The organism is Pseudomonas sp. TH10, from assembly GCF_016651255.1.
In the GTDB taxonomy this organism is placed as follows: Bacteria; Pseudomonadota; Gammaproteobacteria; order Pseudomonadales; family Pseudomonadaceae; genus Aquipseudomonas.
In genome coordinates this window covers 1-22,744 of sequence record NZ_JAEKEG010000093.1, presented here as the reverse complement: position 1 = coordinate 22,744, position 22,744 = coordinate 1, and the positions used below count along the sequence as shown (strand labels likewise).

The window sequence follows — 22,744 nt, the reverse complement described above, 5'->3', positions numbered from 1 at the left end:
TGGATCGCATGCGCAGCGGCACAACCACCCGACTCAGCCCCGACAGCGGACATGTAGATGGTGGCTTCAATCGTATTCTCCAGGGCGGCAGTAATGGCTTTCTTCTGCACCGCAAATGCCGCCTGGGCCGAATACTGTTTGATGGTCTCGAAGCACGTTTGGGCAATCGCAAACCCGATCAATGTGGGTTTGAGCATCTTGCCGTCATTGCCCAGGATCAGATTGTCGCGCTGCGCGGCAAAGCATGCCCGCGCCTCGAAATACGTGGCCAGACCGTCACCCACGCCCGCGGCAAAAAACGCGGGGGTTGTTCGGCCAGAATGCGCGTGTCGGCTAGAACAACGTCCGGGTTTCTGGATAAAAACAGATAGCGGTTAAACGTATCGTCGTCGTTGTAAATTACCGAAATCGCCGTACAGGGCGCGTCCGTAGAGGCTAGCGTAGGCAGGATCAGCACAGGTTTTTCCAGGAAGTGTGCCGCCGCCTTGGCGGTATCCAGGGTTTTTCCGCCACCTATCCCGACCACATAATCAGCCCCACGTGCCGCTTCCACGTGCCTGTTGATTTCGCTGTCGGAACACTGCCCGCCAAACACAGCCAACTCCGCGCGTTGTTCGTTTTTGAACCCCGGCATCGCTTTCTCATGAACCCGGCCGACGATAAATTGATCGCAGATCAAATAGGCATTGGTCCCGAAGGCTTTGCCATGTATCGCTAAATCCACCAGTGCATCGGCCTGGACCAGAAACTTGGCCGGCGATGCAATGCCTTTGGTAATAGTCATCTCATTCCCTCACGTCGCCTGCGCATAACGCTCAACGTCTGCACGCTTGAGCGTTCTTCTGCGCTGATGACGAATCAGTTAAATACCATTCCGCCATCAATGATCACGGCCTGACCGGTCATGTAGTCGGAGTCAGGGCCGGACAGGAACGACACGCAGGCTGCCACGTCTTCGGGCTGGGAAAGCCGCTTCAAGGTGATGTGCTGGGCAAACTGTTCCATCCCCACTCAATGCTTTGATTGGCATTATCAGCCACATCCTGGGCAACCTTGCGCATCATCGGTGTATTGACGATGCCAGGGCAGTAGGCATTCACGGTGATACCCAGGTGCGCCAATTCCCGCGCCGCTGTCTGGGTGATGCCACGCACGGCAAACTTGGTTCCGCCATACACCGCCAGGTCCGGGTTGCCGATATGGCCCGCCTGCGACGAAGCGCTGATGATTTTGCCGCCATGACCCAACGCCTTGAACGCGTTGACTGCCGCCTGTATGCCCCAGAGCACACCGCCCACGTTGATGTCGAACGTTCGCCGATAGATCTCTGGCGTAATCGCCTCGATGGGAGCAATGGGCGCAATGCCTGCGTTATTGATGACCACATGCAGGTCACCCAAGCCATCCACCGCTGCCTGCACGGCCTCGAAAACATCCTCCCGAATGGCCACATCGACCTTTATCGCCAGGGCTTTGCCGCCCGTTTTCCTGATGTTTTCAGCCACTTGATCGGCCGTTTCAAGATTCATATCGGCGCAGGCTACGGCGAAACCATCCGCCGCCAAGCGCAAGGCAATGGCTTCTCCGATCCCTTGACCGGCACCGGTTACAAAAGCAACTTTTCCCAAGGACTTACTCATGCTGGTGTTCCTTCTTATTCGTGATGGGGGTTAAAGACTGCTCACACATCTGCCCAGGCTCAGAAACTCGCCTGCAGCTTCACACCGGCGACCCAGGCATTGTCCACCTCGTAAACGCCACCTGGATTGCGCACGTACTGCACGTTCGGGCGCACGGTCAGCCAATCGGTGACGTGCACGCCGTAATTGAGTTCGATGTTGTATTCGCTGTGCTGCACGGGAACGTACTGCGGGTCGTTGTAGTCACTGATGCCGGTGCTGTCATTGATCAGGCGCTGGCGCTTGGTGACGTCGTCATTGACCTTGAGGCGGGCGATGCCCACGCCGAGGTCATCTTTGGGCCGCGCATCAAACGGGCCTTTGTAGACCGCGCCGATATTCTGGAAGCTTTCGATGCCACTGGTGGCTTTGTCGTGCACGGTCAAGCTGGCAAATACGCTCAGACCGCGTGAGGCATCGCCGTTATGGGCAGTGAGCTGCTGTTGGCCAATGATCCATGCGCCGTGTTTGCTGCTGCGCGACTTTGGCGCCTGCCCGGTCAACACCTGCGGGTTACCGTTGACGTCGTCGTACAGGTCGTTGGCGCTGGCACTGCTGTGGTAGTAACCCAGGCGGTATTCACCGGGTAAGGCTTCTTTGCCTAGGGTTGGCTTCCAGATAATCTCCACCGGTACCAACGCGCCTTTGGTACCACTGCCGCTGAGCTTGAAACCGTTGCCTGTCTCCAGGTACGACGGATTCTGCTCATACACCCCGACCTGCACCGCCCAGCGTTGATCGAGGTTATAGCGCACACGGCCGCCCCACTGGCTCACCGGCCCGCTGTACCAGATATCGCCGGCGACGTTGCCGATGGGGGCACTGCAAAACGACAGACTTTGAAAGTCGCATGGAAAGCTGGCGAAGTCCTCGTTGACGCCCACGCGGCCAAATTTGAGGTCCAGGGCGCTGTTGAAAAATTTCTGGCGGTACCACATCTGGGTCAGGCGCCAGGTTTGTCCCCTGCCCCACACCTCCTGCACCGAGCTGAGTTGCGGTGCGCGGGGGTCAGAAACACGCTCGTTGGAGAGGTTGTTACCATTGCGCTCCGTCACCAGCAGTTGGAACTCGGCGTCATTCCAGCCAAATAATTTTTGCAGATCCAGGTGCGTGCCCAGTGCCCATTGCGCGGTGTAGCGCGCCGTGCGGTCATGGTTATAGCCTCCGTGCACATTGGTGGCGGCTTCGCCGACATAACCGACGATCACGTCAACGCCCTGCTCCAGCAGCTCACTGCGTACCCCTCCCCAATCTCCGGTCCCCCATTTCGAGTAAGCGTCGTCCGCAGAGGCAGGCACAGCGATGCATGACAGGAGCCCGAGCCCCAGCGGCAATTTCCAAGCGATGTTCATGTCGATTTACCCTATTGTTTTTATGTTTACGACACAGCGTTGCCCGGACCGCAGGGCAGCGCCCTTGCGGTCACTCAAGAAAGCAATCAGTTGAAAATGGGTCGATACAGATCAAATGCCGGCCAGGCACAGGTATTTGATCTCCAGGTAATCCTCCAGGCCGTATTTGGAGCCTTCCCGGCCAACACCCGACGCCTTGACCCCACCAAACGGTGCGGCTTCGGAACTGATAATCCCGGTGTTGACGCCGACGATGCCGTACTCCAGCGCCTCGCACAAACGAAACACCCGGCTCAGGTTCGCGGTGTAGAAATACGCTGCCAGGCCGAACTCGGTGTCGTTGGCTTTAGCGATGACTTCGGCGTCATCGAAGAAGCGAAAGACCGGTGCAAGCGGACCGAAAGTTTCTTCCTTGGCGACACGAGCGTTGTCCGGCACATCCACCAAGATCGTGGGCTCAAAGAAATTGGCACCCTGGGTATGCGCACCACCACCCTGGACAACCTTGGCCCCTTTAGCCAAAGCATCCTCGATATGCTCGCGCACCTTGGCGACGGCCTTGCCATCAATCAGCGGCCCAAGCGTCACGCCCTCGGTAAAACCATCGCCAATCTTCAGAGCGGCCACGGCTGAAGCAAGTTTGTCGACGAAGGCGTCATACACCTTGTCTTGCACATACAGTCGATTCGCGCAGACACAGGTCTGCCCTGCATTGCGAAACTTCGACGCGAGTGCGCCTTCTACGGCAGCGTCCAGATCGGCATCGTCGAACACAATAAAGGGCGCGTTGCCGCCCAGTTCCAGAGAGACTTTCTTGATGTCGTGGGCACATTTTTCCATGATCTGGCGACCGATCTCAGTGGACCCCGTGAAGGAAATCTTGCGCACAACCGGGTTGCTGGTCAGCTCCTCGGCAATCTCTGCCGCTGCGCCCGTCACCACCGACAGCACCCCTTTGGGAATGCCCGCCTGTTCGGCGAGATACACCAGCGCCAATGCCGAAAACGGCGTCTGGGAGGCCGGCTTGATGACCATTGTGCAACCAGCGGCCAGCGCCGGACCGGCTTTGCGGGTGATCATTGCGCTGGGGAAATTCCAAGGCGTAATGGCGGCGCACACGCCCACGGGCTGCTTGATGACCAGCAAGCGTTTGTCCGTTGCGCCCGGAATAATATCGCCGTAGACCCGCTTCGCCTCCTCCGCATACCACTCGATATAGGAGGCGCCGAAGACGATTTCACCCAGCGCCTCAGGCAGCGGCTTGCCCTGTTCCAGGGTCATGATGTGAGCCAGGTCGTGCTGGTTTTCGATAATCAAGTCGTACCAACGCCGCAACGCATTGGCGCGGGCCTTGGCAGGAAGCTCACGCCACGCTGGCAGAGCGCGCTCGGCAGCCTCGATGGCGCGGCGTGTTTCAGCCTTGCCCATGCGCGGTACCTGGCCAATGGTGGCGCCCGTCGACGGGTTGCTCACCGTGATCGCGGCTTCGTTGTCTGCGGCCAGCCATTCACCGTTGATAAAGGCTTGATGACGCAAGAGCTCGGGGTTGTTCAAGTTCATTGCAGGTTCTCCGTTACGCGACGTTTGAGCGCCCCTTCGACACTCATGGCCTTGAACTTGAAGCCCCGGTAGTCATCGTTCTTGACCGCTGCCAATTGCTCGCTAAACGCGCCCAACCCCCCATGTAGAAATACACCTTGTTGCTTTTGCCGGGGATATTGGCGCCGAAGATCCATGAGTCAGTCTTGGCAAACAGCGTCTGATCGGCAATGTCCTGGCAGGTCTTGCCCCATTCCTGCTCGCTTTGCGCAGACGGTTCCACACAGGCCAACTCGTTCTGCTCCATGAACCCAACCAGATCGGAGACCCACTCCACTTCGGTCTCAATCGTCGGTGGAAGATTGGTAAACGGACCGTTAGGCCCCAGGATCATGAACATATTCGGGAATTTGGCGGTGGCCACCGACAAGTAGCTGGACGGCCCGTCCGCCCAGTGATCCTTCATCGAGACGTTATCGCGGCCGCGAATATCGATGCGTTTGTAGTTACCGTCCACGGCGTCAAAACCGGTGGCAAACACCAGAACATCAAGCTCGTGCTCAATGCCATCGGCCGTCCGAATGCCCTTGGCGGTAATTTCTTCGATCGGGTTGGCCTTGACGTCAACCAGCGACACATTGGGACGATTGAAGGTCGCGTAGTAACCGCTGTCGCACAGCGGGCGCTTGGCGTAGAGATCGCGGGGCATCAACTTGCCAGCGGTTTGCGGATCCTTGACGATCTCGGCGATTTTCTCGCGAACGAAATTTTGCGCCTCGATATTGGCCTCTTCACTGGTGGCGATATCGTTGAAGGTTTGGAACATGTAGCGAAGCCGCCGCCGCCATCCCAGGCGCGCTGGAAGATGGCTTTGCGTTCAGCTGCGTCCACGCTCATGGTCGGAATGTCGCTTTCAGGGAAGCCGAATGCCAGTCGCGAGGACCGCACCTCCTGCCAGATGGCGTCGTAGTTACGTTTGATATCGTCGACGTATTCGCGACTGACCGGACCGTTGCCCACCGGCACGGTGTACTGCGCAGAGCGTTGGAAAACGGTCAGGTGGCCAACGGTCGGTGCGATCGCGGTAATGACCTGGCGAACCTGTCGAACCCGTACCGATCACACCTACGCGCTTGCCTTCCAGTACGGCATCGGCCGGCCAGTTGGCGGTGTGATACATGCTCCCCCTGAACTGATCGAGGCCTTTGATCTTGGGCACATTCGTTGCGGACAACAGGCCTAGCGCCGTCACCAGGTATTTGGCGCTGTATTGACGACCGTCATCGGCCGTGACCAGCCAGCGGCTGCTCTGCTCATCGAACACGGCGGCAGTGATGCCTGTCTCAAGCTGGATATCGCGGCGCAGATCGTGGCGATCCACGGCGTGGTTCAGGTAGGACAGGATCTGCGGCTGGGTCAGGTAGCGCGTGGTGATGTCCCACTCCTGACACAGCTCACGGTCCCAGGAGAAGCAATAGACAAACGATTCACTGTCGGATAAGGCGCCGGGGTAGCGGTTCCAGTACCAGGTACCGCCGATACCACCGGCCTTGTCGAAGGCGCGCACCTTCAAGCCTAATTCATCACGCAATTTCTTGAGCATGTAAATGCCGCCGAAACCTGCGCCGATCACGATGGCGTCGTAGTTGATAACGTCGGTGCCAACGGAACGTTTGGCCAGAACTGTAGTTGTCATTATGTTCTCCTGTTTCGATCAGTGCGCCTGCAGGCTTCACTCAACAACAAAGCTGCAGGCAAGCCGTATCCGCTCCCCTGAATAAGGATTCAGCGGACATAAACCTGCTAAGTGAGCGGGGGTCAGTTAGAGCGAGAAGCCGCCATCAACAGCGATCGCCTGCCCGGTAACGTGGGGAGCGCACGCCAGGTAAACCGCCAATTGGCCCATGTCTTCCACGGTTTGCGCTTCCCCCTGAGGGAGCAGGCTGGACTGATGCCGCTCCCAGGATTGCACTTCGGTTTCGCCGGGTTGCGCCCATCGCGCGGAAAGCCCCTCATCACCGCGCCACATTCCGGTGCCCACCACACCGGGGCAGAGGGCGTTAACCGTGATGCCTTCGCGGGCAACTTCCTTGGCGAAGGCATTGGTAAAACCAATCACGGCGAATTTGGAGGCGCTGTAGTGGGAGAGGTCCGGGAAACCGACTTTGCCGGCAATTGAGGCAAGGTTGATGATGCGGCCGAAGTTATGCTCACGCATCAGCTTGAGTTCGGCCTGGCAGCAGAGGAATACGCCACGGGCGTTGATGTTCATGATGCGGTCCCACTCGCTGACGGCCAGTTCATCGACCCGACCGAGGCTGACCACGCCCGCGTTGTTGACCGCCACATCCAGGCGGCCAAATTGCGCCCTGACCTGCTCAATCAAACGGGCAACACTCTCGGGTTTACTGACATCAACTTGCAGGGCCACAGCCCGACGACCCAGGGCCTGGACCAACGCGGCAGCCTCTTGCGCGATGCCCAGGTCGTAATCGGCCAGCACCAGGTCTGCACCGGCCTGGGCCAGGCTCAGCGCAATGCCCTGGCCAATGCCACGGCCAGCGCCGGTCACCAGGGCAACCTTGCCGTTCAGGGAGAAATTCACAGCGTTGAATTCGCTCATGTATTGCCTCTGTCGTTATTGTTGTTGAGATGCGACCGTTCGACGCGGCCTGCTGAGACTGACAGAGCAAGTCGGGTGCCAACCTCTTGCTGTCGCTCCATAACGCCCGGAATAGAGCGCTAAACGCGTAATGGATCGCTGCTGCCCGACCGGCCGCCGCAAGACATAACCGCTCGTGTCTCCCGCGAGGCGTTGCGAATACTGAGCGGTTATGTCTCACCGGCACCGGCCGACTGATTCAGCTTGAAGGGATTGGCCAAGCCGCCTTTAATGGCCATCAACAGAAAAATAAGATCCAACATTCGGAGGTACCATGTCCTCTGGTTTTTCGAAGACTCATGTGGAACACGTGAGTCGCGTACTGCGCACTGCCCAGAATGCCCCGACCCTGCCGGTGCCCAACGCCATCCTCGATTCCTGGCGTCGCTCGGTGCAGCATTACAAGCTCGACCCGGGATCCCTGCAGGGGCCAAGGGTGCTGGAGGCTCACCAGATCAATGAGCACCGCCAGCGTGTCGACGATTTCCTGCATCTGGCAGGAGATGAAATGTCACGGCTTCACAGCCGCGTACGCGACGCCGATTACTGCGTGATGCTCACCGATACGCTGGGATGTACCGTCGACTACCGCATCGACTCAGCCCTGCGCGGCGAGTACCGGCGCTCCGGCATGGACGTCGGCACCTGCTGGTCGGAGAAGGAAGAAGGCACGACAGCGGTCAGCGCGGTGTTAATCGACAAGCTGCCGGTCACCGTGCACAAACTCGATCATTTCCGTGCAGCGTTTATCGGCAATACCTGCTCTGCGGCGCCGATATTCTCACCTGGCGGCGAGATCCTGGCGGTATTGGACGTTTCTTCAGTGCGTGCTCCCGATGACCGGCGCAGTCAGCATTTGATTCGGCAAATGGTCATTCAAAGTGCTACCGAACTCGAAAATGCGTACTTCATGTACAGCACCCAAGACCTATGGGTATTACGCGCACACCCCTGCCCGGTTATGTCGACAGCCAACCGCAATGCCTGTTCGCCTGGGACCGGGATGGCCGCATAGAGGCGCTCAACCCCGCTGCGCGGCGCCTGCTGCTACAGCGTTGTGGCCGAATCCCCGCGCATATCGATGAAGCCTTTGCCTCAGCAAAGCTGCCCGCCGCTGGGGATGACAACATCCACTTTTTGCCGTCGATGGGGTTGCACGTGCGCCTCAAGGCGCCCCGCCGGCCCATTAGCGTCCCACTGGCCAGCAGCCCGGCATCAGCGCTGGACCCCAAGGTTGCGCAGGCACTGGAGCTGGCGGTACGTGTCAAGGATCGCGGTTTGCCCGTGCTGATTCATGGTGAGACCGGTGCGGGCAAAGAGTTTTTGCCCTGCAACTGCATGCCGCCAGCAAGCGTCGAGACAAGCCCTTTGTCGCAGTGAACTGTGCAGCGATTCCCGAAAGCCTGATAGAGAGTGAGTTGTTCGGTTATGCCGCTGGCGCCTTTACCGGCGCTTCGACCAAAGGCATGCGAGGACTGTTGCAGCAGGCTGACGGCGGCACATTGTTTCTCGATGAAATCGGCGACATGCCCCTGGCCCTGCAAACCCGCCTGTTACGAGTACTCAGCGAAGGCGAAGTGGCTCCCCTGGGCGGTGCACGCACCCAGTCCATCGATATTGAGGTGGTGTGTGCCAGCCACCGTGATATTGCAACGCTGGTTGAGGCTGGCAGCTTTCGTGAAGACCTGTTTTTCCGTCTGAGCGGCGCACGCTTCGATATTCCGCCGTTACGCGAACGCAAAGACAAACTGGCGTTGATCAACAGACTCCTGGACGACGAGTGCGAGCGCTCGGGCGAGCGTGTGGAACTGAGCGAGTCTGCGCTGGAAATGCTCTTGAATAACAGCTGGCCGGGCAACATGCGTCAACTGCACCACGTGCTGCGATATGCCTGTGCTGTGTGTAAAGGCCCGGTGATCGGCGTGGATGACCTCCCAGCGATGCTCGGCGCGAGTGCGCCGGTAAAAGGCCAGGATACGGCCAGCGGCAGCCCGGCACGTCAGGCGTTGATCGACACGCTTGTGCGCAACCGCTGGAAACCCCTGTTGGCCGCCCGCGAACTGGGGATCTCCCGTGCAACGCTGTACCGCAAAGTGAACGCGCATGGCATCAAAATGCCCGGCAAGGGCTCGTATGATTGAGTCAGTGCCAGGCGGGCTTTTCGCCCGCCTGGCGTGCGATGCTTACAGAGCCTGCTGCAGCGCCGGAACGGCTTCGAACAGATCAGCCACGAGACCGTAATCGGCCACCTGGAAGATCGGCGCTTCTTCGTCCTTGTTGATCGCAACGATCACTTTGGAGTCTTTCATGCCGGCCAGGTGCTGGATCGCGCCGGAGATACCGACGGCAATGTACAGCTGAGGCGCAACGATCTTGCCGGTCTGACCGACCTGCATGTCGTTCGGTACGAAACCTGCGTCGACTGCCGCGCGCGAAGCGCCAACAGCAGCGCCCAGCTTGTCGGCCAGAGCGTACAGGTGTTTGAAGTTGTCGCCGTTCTGCATGCCGCGGCCGCCGGAAACGACGATCTTGGCAGCAGTCAGCTCTGGGCGATCGGACTTGGCCAGCTCTTCGCCAACGAAGCTCGAAGTGCCAGCGTTGTGCGCAGCACCAACCGCTTCAACAGCAGCCGAACCACCTTCAGCAGCAACCGGGTCAAAACCGGTGGCACGCACGGTGATCACTTTGATCGCAGCGGTCGATTGCACGGTAGCAATGGCGTTACCGGCGTAGATCGGACGCTTGAAAGTGTCAGCGCTTTCGACCGAGATGATCTCGGAGATCTGGTCAACGTCCAGCTGAGCGGCAACGCGCGGCAGGATGTTTTTGCCGTTAGAGGTAGCGGCAGCCAGGATGTGGCTGTAGCTCTTGCCAAGCTCTGCGATCAGAGGCGCAACGTTTTCCGGCAACTGATGCGCATAGGCGGCGTTGTCGGCCACCAGCACTTTAGCCACGCCAGCGATTTTCGCAGCGGCTTCAGCCACGGCGCCAGCGCCAAGGCCGGCAACCAGAACGTGGATGTCGCCACCGATTTTGGCAGCGGCAGCTACGGTATTCAGGGTGGCTGGAGCCACTAACTTGTTGTCGTGTTCAGCGATTACCAAGATAGTCATGATCAGGCTCCTAAGCTTAAAGCACCTTCGCTTCGTTCTTGAGTTTTTCAACCAGTTCAGCCACCGACTTGACCTTGATACCTGCGCTGCGTGCAGCCGGCGCTTCGACTTTCAGGGTCTTGTTGGTGGAGGCGGTGGAAACGCCCAAAGCGTCCGGAGTCAGCACTTCGAGAGGCTTCTTCTTGGCTTTCATGATGTTTGGCAGGGACGCATAACGCGGCTCGTTCAAACGCAGGTCGGTGGTGACGATCGCTGGCAGTTTCAGGGAAACGGTTTGCGCGCCGCCGTCGATTTCGCGGGTCACGGCAACGCTGTCACCGGAGACTTCGACTTTCGAAGCGAAAGTGCCCTGACCGTAACCGCTCAATGCAGCAAGCATCTGGCCGGTCTGGTTGTTGTCGCTATCGATCGCCTGTTTACCGAGGATCACCAGCTGAGGCTGTTCCTTGTCGACAACAGCTTTCAACAGTTTGGCCACGGCCAGCGAAGTCAGATCTTCAGCGGATTCGACGAGGATGGCACGGTCGGCACCCAGAGCCAGTGCGGTACGCAGCTGCTCCTGAGCGGTGGTCGGGCCGATGGAGACGACGACGATTTCAGTCGCAACACCTTTCTCTTTCAGGCGTACGGCTTCTTCCACTGCGATTTCGCAGAACGGGTTCATCGACATCTTGACGTTGGCGAGATCGACGCCGGAATTGTCCGCCTTGACGCGAACCTTGACGTTGTAATCAACAACGCGTTTGACAGCTACAAGAACCTTCATGGATTCCTCGTTACTCTCCGGTGAAAAGAAAGTCGCCTAGGCGAACCTGGCGGTTGATGCTCATCAGGCTAAAAGGGCACCTCTAAAAACGCCGGCATAAGTGTCAAGTGACCATCGCTCATAATGTTGATGACCGTTCGTCAGTGGTGACCGACAAGTCATGGATCTTCACGCTGTGTAAACTGCGCGCCGGACCTGCGCTGCGCATCACCTTCTACTGCCTGTGCCCTGTCTTTAGAGGTGCTCTTGAAACCGCCAGTCTGCCTACGACGAGCGCAAAACCGCCCGTATCTTGACCGGAACGCCTATTCCGGTCAATACGGCAAAATGGTCGTTCATAAGCCGCGCTTCTTTGATTTCTCTGGGCTGGAGCCAATTCAAACAAACGTTTGTATTGGACGCTCGGAGTGGTGTAGATATAATGCGCCCCCTAGAGAGAAAGGTGGTCAATCGATTGTCCTGTTCGGCGCATTGCGCAGAAATTCATGGAAGCGACATCAAACCTCCAAATTAGAAAAAAAACTGTTGAGCCTTGAGTAGGAGATAGCCTGTGGAACGCGAATACATGGAATTCGACGTGGTCATCGTCGGTGCCGGCCCCGCTGGCCTGTCCGCCGCCTGCCGTCTGAAGCAGAAGGCCGCCGAAGCCGGTAAGGAAATCAGTGTCTGCGTGGTCGAAAAAGGCTCCGAAGTCGGCGCACACATCCTTTCCGGTGCCGTGTTCGAACCACGCGCTCTGAACGAACTGTTCCCGGACTGGAAAGAACTCGGCGCACCGCTGAACACACCGGTCACCCGCGACGACATTTTCGTGCTGAAAAACGCCGAAAACGCGCAAAAGATTCCAGACTTCTTTGTGCCCAAGACCATGCACAACGAAGGCAACTACATTATCTCCCTCGGCAACCTGTGCCGCTGGCTGGCCCAGCAGGCGGAAAACCTCGGTGTAGAAATCTACCCGGGCTTCGCTGCTCAGGAAGCGCTTATCGACGAGCAAGGCATCGTCCGCGGAATCATCACCGGTGATCTGGGCGTCGACCGCGAAGGCAACCCGAAAGAAGGCCTCTACACCCCTGGCATGGAACTGCGTGGCAAATACACGCTGTTCGCCGAAGGCTGCCGTGGCCACATCGGCAAGCAACTGATCAAGCGCTTCAACCTCGACAGCGATGCCGACGCCCAGCACTACGGCATCGGCCTGAAAGAAATCTGGGAAATCGACCCAGCCAAACACCAGCCAGGCTTGGTGGTGCACACCGCCGGTTGGCCACTGGACATCATGGGCACCGAGAACACCGGTGGATCGTTCCTCTATCACTTGGAAAACAATCAGGTCGTCGTCGGTCTGATCGTCGATCTTTCCTACAGCAACACGTACCTGTCGCCGTTCGACGAGTTCCAGCGCCTCAAGCATCACCCGGTGCTGGCCCAGTACCTGGAAGGTGGCAAGCGCATCAGCTACGGCGCTCGCGCCATCTGTAAGGGCGGCCTGAACTCGCTGCCGAAAATGGTCTTCAAGGGCGGCGCGCTGATCGGCTGCGACCTCGGCACCCTGAACTTCGCCAAGATCAAGGGCAGCCACACCGCGATGAAGTCCGGCATGCTCGCCGCTGAATCCGTGGCTGAAGCGCTGTTTGCCGAAAAAGACGGCACTGAGGAGCTGACCAGCTACGTCGATGCCTTCAAGCAGAGCTGGCTGCACGAAGAACTGTTCGCCAGCCGCAACTTCGGTCCGGCGATTCACAAGTTCGGCGCCATCGTGGGTGGTGGTTTCAACTGGCTGGACCAGAACATCTTCGGCGGCAAACTGCCGTTCACCTTGCACGACACCAAGCCGGACTATGCGTGCCTCAAGCTCGCGGCCGACTGCAAGAAGATCGACTACCCGAAACCAGACGGCAAGATCAGCTTCGACAAGCTCAGCTCGGTGTTCATCTCCGGTACCAACCACGAAGAAGAGCAGCCTTGCCACCTGAAGCTGACCGACCCGAGCATCCCGATCGGCAAGAACCTGCCCCTGTACGACGAACCAGCCCAGCGCTACTGCCCGGCCGGTGTTTACGAAGTGATCACCAAGGAAGACGGCGAGAAGCGCTTCCAGATCAACGCCCAGAACTGCGTGCACTGCAAGACCTGTGACATCAAGGACCCTTCGCAGAACATCACTTGGGTCACGCCGGAAGGCGCTGGCGGCCCGACTTATCCAAACATGTAAGTCGACCTGCTGAACAGCAAGGCTCCCGAATCGGGGGCCTTTTTGTTGCCTGCGATTTTCAACAACAACCTGTAGGGGGATCTATGGGGGTCAGGCAGCGCGTTCGTCGCCCGGGCTGCGCTCGAAGTAGCGTTTGTACTCGCGGCTGAACTGCGACGTGCTCTGATACCCCACCCGATGCGCCACCTGCGCCACGCCCAGCCCTTCCGCGACGAGCAACGTCTGCGCCTTCAGGAGTCGCAAGCGCTTCAGATACTGCACCGGCGACAATAACGTGCTGCGCTTGAAATGCTCGTGAAACGTCGACACGCTCATATTCGCGCAACCGGCCAAAGTCTCGACGTTCAACGGTTCGGTGTAATGCGCATGCAGATGACTGATCGACGCCGCCACCCGTGCGAACTGCCCCTGCTGTTCTACCAACGCGCGCAGCACATCAGCCTGCGGCCCACGCAGTGCAGTGAACAACAACTCACGCACTCGCGCCGGCCCGAGAATCTGGCATTCCAGCGGATCGTGCAGACAACTCAGCAAGCGCTCGACGCATCCGCGCATGGCGTCGTCCAGCACCACCGAAGTCATCGACTCGGGCGTCTGCGCCGGAATATGCCGGCCCGGCGCCAGCCCCATCGCCAGCACCAGCTCACCGAGCAGCACCCGGTCAATCGCCACCGAAACACCCAGCAACGGCGCATCCGGCAAGGCAAAGGTTTCGCATTCGAACGGCACCGGCAGCGCCTGAATCAGATAATGCCCGGCACCGTACTCCATCGTCCGAGGCCCGAGAAACGCCAGTTTGCTGCCCTGGGCGATGATCATCAGGCTCGGCTCATAAATGTGCGGGCCACGGGCGACGTCGCAACTGGCGCGCAGCACCTGCACGCCCGCAAGCCCGGTCTGGCTATAACCATCGCGCAGCGCCAAAGGTTCGATCAGCGAAACCAGCCTGGCATTGGCATCAAGGTGACGGGTCAATTGCATCAAAGTGTTCTTCAAAAAAAATCATGGAAAAAGGGATAAAAGCATCATCGCAGATCCTTTTGCCAATGCGACCGATCAAACCCGCATGCCGGAGGATTAGGCATAAGACCCGGAGGAATCGTCATGGCCGCAGCGGCGGTCGGCGCCCAGAATGCGCCGCCTCACCTGTCATTGCTTTTGCGAGGTTTCATATGTACACCGCCATCGGATATGCCGCCCAGTCGGCCACCACGCCCCTCGCCCCGATGAAATTCGAACGTCGCAGCCCGCGCGCCGACGACGTTGCCATCGAAATCCTCTACTGCGGCGTCTGCCACTCCGACATCCACCAGGCACGCAACGAGTGGGGCATCGCTGTTTACCCGTTGATGCCCGGCCACGAGATCGTCGGAAAAGTCACCGCCGTCGGTGCGAATGTTACCCGTCACAAAGTAGGCGATCTGGTTGGCGTTGGCTGCATGGTCGACTCCTGCCGCACCTGCGAAGCCTGCCAATCGAACCTTGAGCAATACTGCCTCGAAGGTCCGACCATGACCTACGCCACTCCGGATCGGGTCGATGGCAGCAACACCATGGGCGGTTATTCGGACAGCATCGTCGTCAGCGAGCACTTCGTCGTACGCATCCCGGAGAAGCTCGATCTGGCCGCCGCCGCACCGATCCTCTGTGCCGGCATCACCACCTACTCGCCGCTCAAGCACTACGGCGTCAAGGCTGGCGAAAAGGTCGGGATTCTCGGCATGGGTGGCCTCGGCCATATGGGCATCAAGTTCGCCAAAGCCATGGGCGCTGAAGTGACCTTGTTCACCCGTTCGGCGAGCAAGGCTGAGGAAGGTCGTCGTCAGGGCGCCGATCACGTGATCGTCTCCACCGACGACGAGCAGATGAAGGCCGCCGCCGGTCACTTCGACTTCCTGCTCGACACCATTCCGGTGCAGCACGACCTCAACCCGTACCTCGACACCTTGCGTTTCGACGGTGTGCACATTCTGGTCGGGCTGATCGAGCCGGTGGAACCGCCGGTCCACGCCGCCAAACTGGTGCTGGGCCGTCGCGTGCTCGCCGGTTCGTTGATCGGTGGCGTCGCCGAAACCCAGGAAGTGCTGGATTTCTGCGCCGAGCACAACATCACCTGCGACATCGAAATGCTCGACATCCGCCAGATCAACGAGGCTTACGCTCGCATGATCGCTGGCGACGTGAAATACCGTTTCGTCATCGACATGGCCACCCTGAAGGTGTAATCAGACCTTGGCACCCAGCTCGGCCGACAGCCGGGCTGTGACCCTTTGATCAGGGGAATCAGCTCGGCCATTTTTTCCAGCGGCATGTACGGCACCGTACTGGCGATGCTGATCGCTGCGACGATGCGTTTACTCGCATCGCGGATCGGCGCCGCCACGCAACGGATCGATGGCTCGTTATCCTCCAGATCGAATGCGTAGCCACCGGCGACGTATTCGCTCATGCGCTGCTCAAGCTGTTCCCACGACTGCTGGGGATGCTGCGGCCGGAACTGACTTTTCCCACCCGCCGGCAGGCTGATGTCGTACAGCCGTTGCCAATCCTGCGCTGAATCATCGAGCATCAACGCCTTACCGATCCCGGTGCGCGCCAACGGCATGCGATGGCCGACCCGCGAACGCATTTCCGGGCCATTACGCCCCGGATTCTTCAGCAGATACAGCACTTCATCGCCTTCACGAATCCCCAAATGAACGGTGTCGCCGGTCAGTGCCGACAACTCGTCCAGATACGGCCCGGCCAGACTCACCAGCGGCAACTCTTCGCGTGCCTGGAAACCCAGCTCGATCAGCTTCGGCCCCAACAGATAACCGACTTGCGGCACCACGCGAAGGTAGCGCTCGTCCACCAGACAACTGGCCAGGCGATGAGTGGTGCTGCGGGTGGTGCCGATCAGCCGGGCAATCTCCTTGAGATCGCGCGCACCACTGGCCACCGCTTGCACCACACCCAGGCCGCGCAGCAGCGTTTGCGTGCCGGTGGGCGCGGCGTCCTTGGTTTTTTCCGGAGCGTCTTCCTGCATATCCAGCCTTTACCGTTGAGCGAGGGAACGGGCGGCATTATGGTCGCCCGACGTTGACCACTACAACTCGATACGCTCGACCTTACCGACCAGCAGCACATAGGACAGTGCGCCGATCAGCGCCAGGACCGAGATATAGGTGATCGCTGGAGCAAAGGAATCTCCGGTAGCCAGGAAACCGATGACGATCGGCGTGGTAATCGCCGACAGGTTGCCGATGAAGTTGAACACCCCGCCGGTCAAACCGAGCAAACGTGCCGGAGCGAGCGTCGACACCAGCGACCAGGTGATCGAAGCCAGACCGTTACCGAAAAACGCCAACGCCAGAAAGGCAATCACCAGCGGGGTCGACTCGACGAAGTTGGCGCCGATGATCGAGGTAGAAATCAGCAACCCGCCAATGATTGGCAACTTGCGCGCGAAACCCACGGTATAGCCGCGACGGATCAGGAAATCGGAAAAGAACCCTGAACACAACACGCCAACAAACGCGGCGAGAAACGGCAGCGACGCCAGCAGGCCGGACTTGATGAAGTCCATGCCGCGATACTTCACCAGATAGGTCGGGAACCACGTCAGGAAAAACCACAGCGTCGAGTTCAGGCAGAACTGGCCGAGGTAGATGCCCCACAATTTGCGTTTGGTCAGGACGATACCGAGATCCGTCCAGCTGAATTTGGCTTTGACCCTGGCTGACTCTTGCTGAATATCGACCAGACCACCGCCCTCGCGGATCAGGTCGATTTCGGCTTCGTTGGCGCCCTTGAAATCTCGCGGCTCGCGATAGACCGCGTACCAGATGGCTGCCCAGATGATGCCGACGGCGCCGGTTGCGACGAACACCATGTGCCAGCCGAATTCGTGTTGCAACCAGGCAAGAACCGGGGTCAGGAATGCCAGACCGACGAACTGCCCTGAGGTGTAGAAACCAATCGCCGTAGCGCGTTCACGCTCCGGAAACCACGTTGTGACCACGCGGCTGTTGATCGGATACGCCGGCGCTTCCAGCGCGCCGACCGCCATGCGCAGCACAAACAGCGCAATGAAACTCGCAGCGAAACCGAGCATCACCGTGGCCAGCGACCACAGCAGCAGCGCGACGCTATAGAGAATGCGTGGCGGCACACGATCCACCAGCCAGCCGCCGGGGATCTGCATGGCAGCGTAGGTCCAGCCGAAGGCGGAGAAAATCAGTCCGACGTGAATGGGGTCGATGCCCAGCTCGCTCGTCAGCGCCGGGGCGGCGATCGACAGGTTGCTGCGGTCAAGGTAGTTGATGACCACCGTGATAAACAGCAACACCATGATGAAAAACCGCTTGCGGCTGGGCGTGACTAAAGATGCCTGCCCGGTGAGGGTTTGCGGTTGCATGAGAGATGCCTCTTCTTATGTTTATTGAGGTCATGACGCAAATCTCCCATCCATGGAGATCAAACTGTGGGAGCTGGCTTGCCAGCGATGGCGATGTGTCTGTCACATCAATACTGGATGTGCCGCCATCATCGCTGGCAAGCCAGCTCCCACAGGGACTTTCGGTGTGTCAGCGCAGACTCACCACTCGGCAAAACTGCCATCGGCATGACGCCAGATCGGGTTGCGCCAGCGATGCCCGACTGCCGCACGCTCGATCACGTATTCCTCGTTGATCTCGATGCCCAGGCCCGGTCCGTTGGGGATCTTCACAAAACCCTTGTCGTAATCGAACACTTGCGGGTCCTTCACATAGTCGAGCAAGTCATTGCTCTCGTTGTAATGGATGCCCAGGCTCTGCTCCTGGATAAACGCGTTGTAACAAACCGCGTCCAGTTGCAAACATGCCGCCAGCGCAATCGGGCCCAGCGGGCAATGCAGCGCCAGCGCCACGTCATAGGCTTCGGCCATGTTGGCGATCTTGCGGGTTTCGGTGATGCCGCCGGCGTGAGAAGCGTCCGGCTGGATGATGTCGACGTAGCCTTCGCTCAACACGCGTTTAAAATCCCAACGCGAGAACAACCGCTCACCCAGAGCAATCGGCGTGCTGGTCAGCGGCGCCAGTTCCTTCAGCGCTTCATAGTTCTCGCTGAGCACCGGCTCTTCGATAAACATCAGTTTGTACGGGTCGAGTTCCTTCATCAGCACTTTGGCCATCGGCTTGTGCACGCGGCCGTGGAAGTCGACGCCGATGCCGACGTTTGGCCCGACCGCATCACGCACGGCGGCAACGTTGGCCAGCGCCAGATCGACTTTCTCGAAGGAGTCGAGGAACTGCAGCTCTTCGGTGCCGTTCATTTTCACGGCGGTGAAACCACGGCCCACGGCTTCCTTCGCCGCACGCGCGGTGTCGGCTGGACGGTCGCCACCGATCCACGAATACACGCGAATCTTGTCGCGCACCTGACCACCGAGCAGATCGCTGACCGAGACACCGAGGGCCTTGCCCTTGATGTCCCACAGCGCCTGGTCGATACCGGCCAGCGCGCTCATGTGAATCGCGCCGCCACGGTAGAAACCGCCGCGATAGAGCACAGTCCAGATGTCCTCGATGTTGCGTGGGTCTTTGCCAATCAGGTAGTCGGACAATTCTTCAACGGCAGCAGCAACGGTGTGCGCCCGGCCTTCAACCACGGGCTCGCCCCAACCGGTCACGCCCTCGTCGGTTTCGACCTTGAGGAAGCACCAGCGCGGCGGCACGATGAAAGTGGTGAGTTTGGTGATTTTCATCTCTGCTCTCTTTTGTAAATGCAGCTCTTATTAGATGCAGCGCACGCAGCGCCAAAAGTCTTAGCGAAGGGCCTTCCACGCGGCCACGTAAGCCTTGGCATTCACCGCCACTTGCTCCGGCGTCATGCCCGGTTTGAACAGACCGGAACCGAGGCCGAAACCTTTCACGCCGGCATCGATAAATGCCTGCATGTTGTCCGGCGTGATACCGCCGACCGGCGCCAGCAACGTCCCCGCCGGCAACACCGCAAGCCAGGCTTTGACGACCGCCGGGCCCATCTGCTCGGCCGGGAACATCTTGAGTACGTCTGCGCCTTCGGCCAGCGCGGCGAACGCTTCGGTCGGAGTGGCGACACCGGGCGACAGGAACAGGCCGGCCGCTTTGGCCGCACGCAGCACCTTGGGATCGCTGTGGGGCATGACGATCACCTGGCCGCCTGCGACTTTCACCTGCTCGACCTGTTCCGGCGTGAGCACTGTGCCTGCGCCGATCAGGCAATCGGCCGGCAAGGTGCTGCGCAGGATGCGAATGCTGTCGTACGGCTCGGGGAATTGAGCGGCACTTCGATGACGCGAAATCCGGTGGCATACAGGACTTCGCCAATGGCGGCCGCTTCTTGCGGACGCAGGCCACGCAGGATCGCGATGAGACCGTTTTGCGCCAGGGCTTGCTTGAGCATGTCAGACCTCCAGTGGGGGTTAACGGGAAAGGGTTGGCGGGATGAGGCCGGCGGCAAGCGCCAGTTGCCACAACCCGCGCTCGGTGGCCTGCTCGGCCAGGGACACCCGGGCAAATCCACAGGCGTCCAGGGCCCTGCAGTAGCGACTGCAGAGTTGGGAATTGCCAATGAGGATGATTGAGGGCAGATGCACGCTGTTGCGTCGATGACGCTGGGCATGTGCCAACGCGCAAACTTCGTGGCCGATCAACAGCCCGGACAGGTAGTCCGGCTGGGCGCTGGCACTCAGTTCGCCGGTCAGGCCGAGGCTGCGGGCACTGAACAGCGTGGACAGCGGGCCGATCTCGCCATCGGACGATAGCGCCACTTGTACGCCACGGTCGAACGCATCGCCGTCAAAGGATCCGCCACGTTGCTGGGTACGGCCGAGAATGCTGTGCTCGCTGAGCACCGCGAAAATTTCACCGGTCATGAAGGTATCGAAATGCACGATGCAGCCTTCGGCCACTTCCACCCATTTCGAATGACTGCCGGGCAAGCCGATCAGCAGATCATCGCCACTGTTGCCTTCAAGATTGTGCAGAACGCCGAGCACCTGGGTTTCTTCGCCGCGCATCACATTGGGCAGGCGCGAGCGCTGGATGACGCCGGGCACGATGTGCACGTCGACTCCGCGAATGCTGCGCACAGCCTGCAGGGAGTTCCCGAGATCGGCGACGTTGGCCGGGGTCTCCCGGTAGGCCGCTTCGCGCCAGCCCTGGGCGCTGCCGACCATGCCACAGGCAATGACCGGCAAGCCTGGCTGTGCATCGAGCCAGTCACCGCAGGCTTCATCAAAGGCCAGTTCAAAACCGTCAGCGCACGGCTGGCCGGCGATCACTCGGGGGTGCGGGGCAGCTGCATGATGCCGGTCGACAGCGACCGCTGCTCCAGCACTTGACCACCTTCGGCGAGTTTGTAAGCACGTAATGAGGTTGTCCCCCAATCGAGCGCGATCAATTGCGCCAGCATCGCTTCACCTGTTCTGTTTGTTGGGCAGTGAGTGCGCTGGACTATAAACCCGGGAGGGGATAAATCTCAATATATAAATATCAATCCCACATATTGAAACAAAGTAGAAAAAATCGCAGCCTTCGGCAGCTACTACAGGGATTACAAAACTGTAGGAGCTGCCGAAGGCTGCGATCTTCAAGAGGTAATCAATTACCCGCGGCGAAGTCCCGCAACACAGCCCCATCCATCCGATAGCGCACCCACTCTTCCTGCGGCTGCGCGCCCAGGGATTGATAGAACTCGATCGCCGGCTTGTTCCAGTCCAGCACGCTCCACTCGAAGCGCCCGCAATCATTGGCGCAGGCAATCTTCGCCAGGTGCCGCAGCAGGGTCTTGCCCGCCCCGCCGCCGCGCTGTTCGGGGGTGATGTAGAGGTCTTCGAGGTACAGGCAGTTGCTGCCCAGCCAGGTTGAATAGCTGAAGAAGAACACCGCGAAGCCGATCGGCAAGCCGTCGCGCAGGCAGATCAGGCCGTGGGCGGTGGCGCCTTCGCTGAACAGGTTGCGCTCGATGTCGGCGACACTGGCGATGACTTCGTGGCGGGCTTTTTCGAAATCGGCCAGTTCGGTGATGAAGGCGAGGATTTGCGGGGCATCGCTGGGGGTCGCCGGGCGGATTTCGATCGTCATGGACGGGCCTTCATCAAAATTGAAAAAACATACTAAGACGCCACGCGACGCTCGTCACATGGGAAATCGGTTTTTCCGCTCGCTGCCGTTGCGCAATCACTCCGGCCAGCACTAACCCTGAAATCGCGAACCTCGCACCTAACGCCGGCGTCCCCCGTGTTAGATAGACAGCCTGTGCATTTTTTATCAGGACAAGGACCCGCCTCATGCCCACCGCAATACCCGCCGTTTCGAACCGCCTGTTCGGTTTGTTCTGCTTCGCCAGCTACCTGCTGTCGTTGTCCTACGGTTCGACCTTCCTGCTGTCGCTGTTGATCAGTTCGCGAGGGGGCAATGAGCACGATGCCGGCAGCGTGATCTCCGCAGCGATGCTCAGCACCTTTGCAGCAGTGATTGTGTCCGGGCACTTGTCGGATGCGCTCGGTGCCGCCCGCTCGATCGCCCTGTTCGGCATTTTGCTGGCTGCTGCGAGTCTGGGATTTGCCATGGCACCAGGGTTTGGCGACCTGCTGCTGTTGTTCGGTTTGCTGCTGGGCCTGGGCTGGGGCGTCTTCTACACCTTGGGGCCGATCATTGTGGCAAGTCTGGTGACGCCCGCGCAACGAGCCCGCTATTTCGCCTTGCTGTCGGGCAGCATGCTCACAGGGATTGGCAGCGGGCCCCTGCTGGGGCGCCTGGCCAGTGCGCTGGGGTATCCCGTGACGGCGGCGTTTTACCTGGCCGCACTGGCCAGCCTGATCGGCGTGCTGTTGTTCTGGCGGCTCGATGTGCACCTGCGGCAAGTGCCTTCAGCGTCAATTGCAGGCGCTCGCATATCCTGGCGGGCGACGGCTCGGGTGCTGTCATCCAAAGCGGTGTTCCCGATCATCATGGTCGGCCTTGGCGGCAGCATATTTGGCGGTTTGTCGAGCTTTCAAACCAGCTACGCTGCCGCTCGCTCAGTCGACTACTCGCTATTTTTCCTGGGTTTCATGGGTGCTGCGATCGCCGGGCGAATGGTGATTGCCGGGTGGGTGGTCAAGCGCGACCCGCTTCGCGCGTCCTGTCTGCTGTCCGGGCTGACCCTGGGCTCGATCCTGATGTTCGGCTACGGGGTGAACGACAGCGTCAGTTACCTGATGGCTGCAGTGATGCTGGGCATCGGCTACGGCCTGACCTATTCGGTGATCAATGGCCTGGCGGCCAACGAAGCACCCGCTGGCACTCTCTCGCAGGCGCTGCTGTTATTCAGCCTGGCGTACTTCATCGGCGTGTTTGGCTTTCCGTTCGTGGCCGGCAAGATCATCGTCGAATATGGAATGACGACACTTTTGCACACAGTTCTGATA

The 22,744-nt window shown here is 59.5% G+C and carries 13 protein-coding genes and 7 pseudogenes; 4 read left to right on the top strand and 16 right to left on the bottom strand.

All coding sequences use genetic code 11. The annotated features are described in order from the left end of the window. From JFT80_RS24360 to JFT80_RS14680, 7 genes and pseudogenes are all read right to left on the bottom strand, one after another. Nucleotides 1-197, bottom strand: a pseudogene (locus JFT80_RS24360) (glycerol dehydrogenase); the annotation flags it as partial. Nucleotides 198-217: 20 nt separating this feature from the next. After that, nucleotides 218-784, bottom strand: coding sequence for an iron-containing alcohol dehydrogenase (locus JFT80_RS14705; protein WP_242482948.1), 567 nt, complete (start codon nucleotides 782-784; stop codon nucleotides 218-220). 74 nt (nucleotides 785-858) lie between these two features. Then, a pseudogene (locus JFT80_RS14700) lies at nucleotides 859-1,640 on the bottom strand ((S)-acetoin forming diacetyl reductase). A 59-nt stretch (nucleotides 1,641-1,699) separates the two neighbouring features. Continuing rightward, the gene (locus JFT80_RS14695) at nucleotides 1,700-3,031 is read right to left on the bottom strand and encodes a carbohydrate porin (protein ID WP_201148347.1); all 1,332 of its coding nucleotides are present in this window, start codon (nucleotides 3,029-3,031) and stop codon (nucleotides 1,700-1,702) included. 111 nt (nucleotides 3,032-3,142) lie between these two features. After that, nucleotides 3,143-4,591 (bottom strand): NADP-dependent succinate-semialdehyde dehydrogenase, encoded by a 1,449-nt coding sequence (gabD, locus tag JFT80_RS14690; RefSeq protein WP_201148346.1) that lies wholly within the window; start codon nucleotides 4,589-4,591, stop codon nucleotides 3,143-3,145. Next, a pseudogene (locus JFT80_RS25170) lies at nucleotides 4,588-6,266 on the bottom strand (flavin-containing monooxygenase). Before JFT80_RS25170 ends, gabD begins: the two are co-directional and overlap by 4 nt. Nucleotides 6,267-6,392: 126 nt before the next feature. Beyond that, nucleotides 6,393-7,193: an SDR family NAD(P)-dependent oxidoreductase gene (locus tag JFT80_RS14680; protein ID WP_122840385.1), complete on the bottom strand. Its 801-nt coding sequence runs from the start codon at nucleotides 7,191-7,193 to the stop codon at nucleotides 6,393-6,395. A 313-nt stretch (nucleotides 7,194-7,506) separates the two neighbouring features. Here JFT80_RS14680 and JFT80_RS14675 point away from each other — a divergent pair. Further along, a pseudogene (locus tag JFT80_RS14675) lies at nucleotides 7,507-9,373 on the top strand (sigma-54-dependent Fis family transcriptional regulator). 42 nt (nucleotides 9,374-9,415) lie between these two features. Here the strand turns inward: JFT80_RS14675 and JFT80_RS14670 are convergent. Together JFT80_RS14670 and JFT80_RS14665 are read right to left on the bottom strand one after the other, a co-directional pair. Beyond that, nucleotides 9,416-10,345: an electron transfer flavoprotein subunit alpha/FixB family protein gene (locus tag JFT80_RS14670; RefSeq protein ID WP_201148345.1), complete on the bottom strand. Its 930-nt coding sequence runs from the start codon at nucleotides 10,343-10,345 to the stop codon at nucleotides 9,416-9,418. Nucleotides 10,346-10,361: 16 nt separating this feature from the next. Then, entirely contained in the window at nucleotides 10,362-11,111 is a 750-nt protein-coding gene (locus tag JFT80_RS14665) for an electron transfer flavoprotein subunit beta/FixA family protein (protein WP_201148344.1), read from the bottom strand. Nucleotides 11,112-11,661: 550 nt separating this feature from the next. Between JFT80_RS14665 and JFT80_RS14660 the strand changes: the two genes are divergently transcribed. Beyond that, entirely contained in the window at nucleotides 11,662-13,326 is a 1,665-nt protein-coding gene (locus JFT80_RS14660) for an electron transfer flavoprotein-ubiquinone oxidoreductase (protein ID WP_201148343.1), read from the top strand. 90 nt (nucleotides 13,327-13,416) lie between these two features. Here JFT80_RS14660 and JFT80_RS14655 read toward each other — a convergent pair whose 3' ends face one another. After that, nucleotides 13,417-14,307, bottom strand: coding sequence for an AraC family transcriptional regulator (locus JFT80_RS14655; protein ID WP_201148342.1), 891 nt, complete (start codon nucleotides 14,305-14,307; stop codon nucleotides 13,417-13,419). Nucleotides 14,308-14,498: 191 nt separating this feature from the next. On the opposite strand from JFT80_RS14655, the gene JFT80_RS14650 reads away from it, so the two are divergent. After that, the gene (locus JFT80_RS14650; protein ID WP_201148341.1) at nucleotides 14,499-15,551 is read left to right on the top strand and encodes an NAD(P)-dependent alcohol dehydrogenase; all 1,053 of its coding nucleotides are present in this window, start codon (nucleotides 14,499-14,501) and stop codon (nucleotides 15,549-15,551) included. Here the strand turns inward: JFT80_RS14650 and JFT80_RS14645 are convergent. The 6 genes and pseudogenes from JFT80_RS14645 to JFT80_RS14620 all read right to left on the bottom strand — a co-directional run bounded on the left by JFT80_RS14645 (nucleotide 15,552) and on the right by JFT80_RS14620 (nucleotide 21,416). Continuing rightward, nucleotides 15,552-16,354: pseudogene (locus JFT80_RS14645) on the bottom strand (IclR family transcriptional regulator). A 60-nt stretch (nucleotides 16,355-16,414) separates the two neighbouring features. Continuing rightward, complete coding sequence (locus tag JFT80_RS14640) at nucleotides 16,415-17,725, bottom strand: MFS transporter (RefSeq protein ID WP_201148340.1); 1,311 nt, start codon at nucleotides 17,723-17,725, stop codon at nucleotides 16,415-16,417. A 180-nt stretch (nucleotides 17,726-17,905) separates the two neighbouring features. Beyond that, nucleotides 17,906-19,054, bottom strand: a complete 1,149-nt coding sequence (dgoD, locus tag JFT80_RS14635; RefSeq protein ID WP_201148339.1) for a galactonate dehydratase — start codon at nucleotides 19,052-19,054, stop codon at nucleotides 17,906-17,908. Nucleotides 19,055-19,114: 60 nt separating this feature from the next. Beyond that, a pseudogene (locus tag JFT80_RS14630) lies at nucleotides 19,115-19,734 on the bottom strand (2-dehydro-3-deoxy-6-phosphogalactonate aldolase). Between the two features lie 19 nt (nucleotides 19,735-19,753). Further along, nucleotides 19,754-20,745: pseudogene (locus tag JFT80_RS14625) on the bottom strand (2-dehydro-3-deoxygalactonokinase). A gap of 188 nt (nucleotides 20,746-20,933) precedes the next feature. Further along, nucleotides 20,934-21,416: a GNAT family N-acetyltransferase gene (locus tag JFT80_RS14620; protein ID WP_201148338.1), complete on the bottom strand. Its 483-nt coding sequence runs from the start codon at nucleotides 21,414-21,416 to the stop codon at nucleotides 20,934-20,936. A 206-nt stretch (nucleotides 21,417-21,622) separates the two neighbouring features. Between JFT80_RS14620 and JFT80_RS14615 the strand changes: the two genes are divergently transcribed. After that, nucleotides 21,623-22,744, top strand: a 1,122-nt coding sequence (locus tag JFT80_RS14615; RefSeq protein ID WP_201148337.1) for an MFS transporter, incomplete at its 3' end; no start/stop codon positions are given.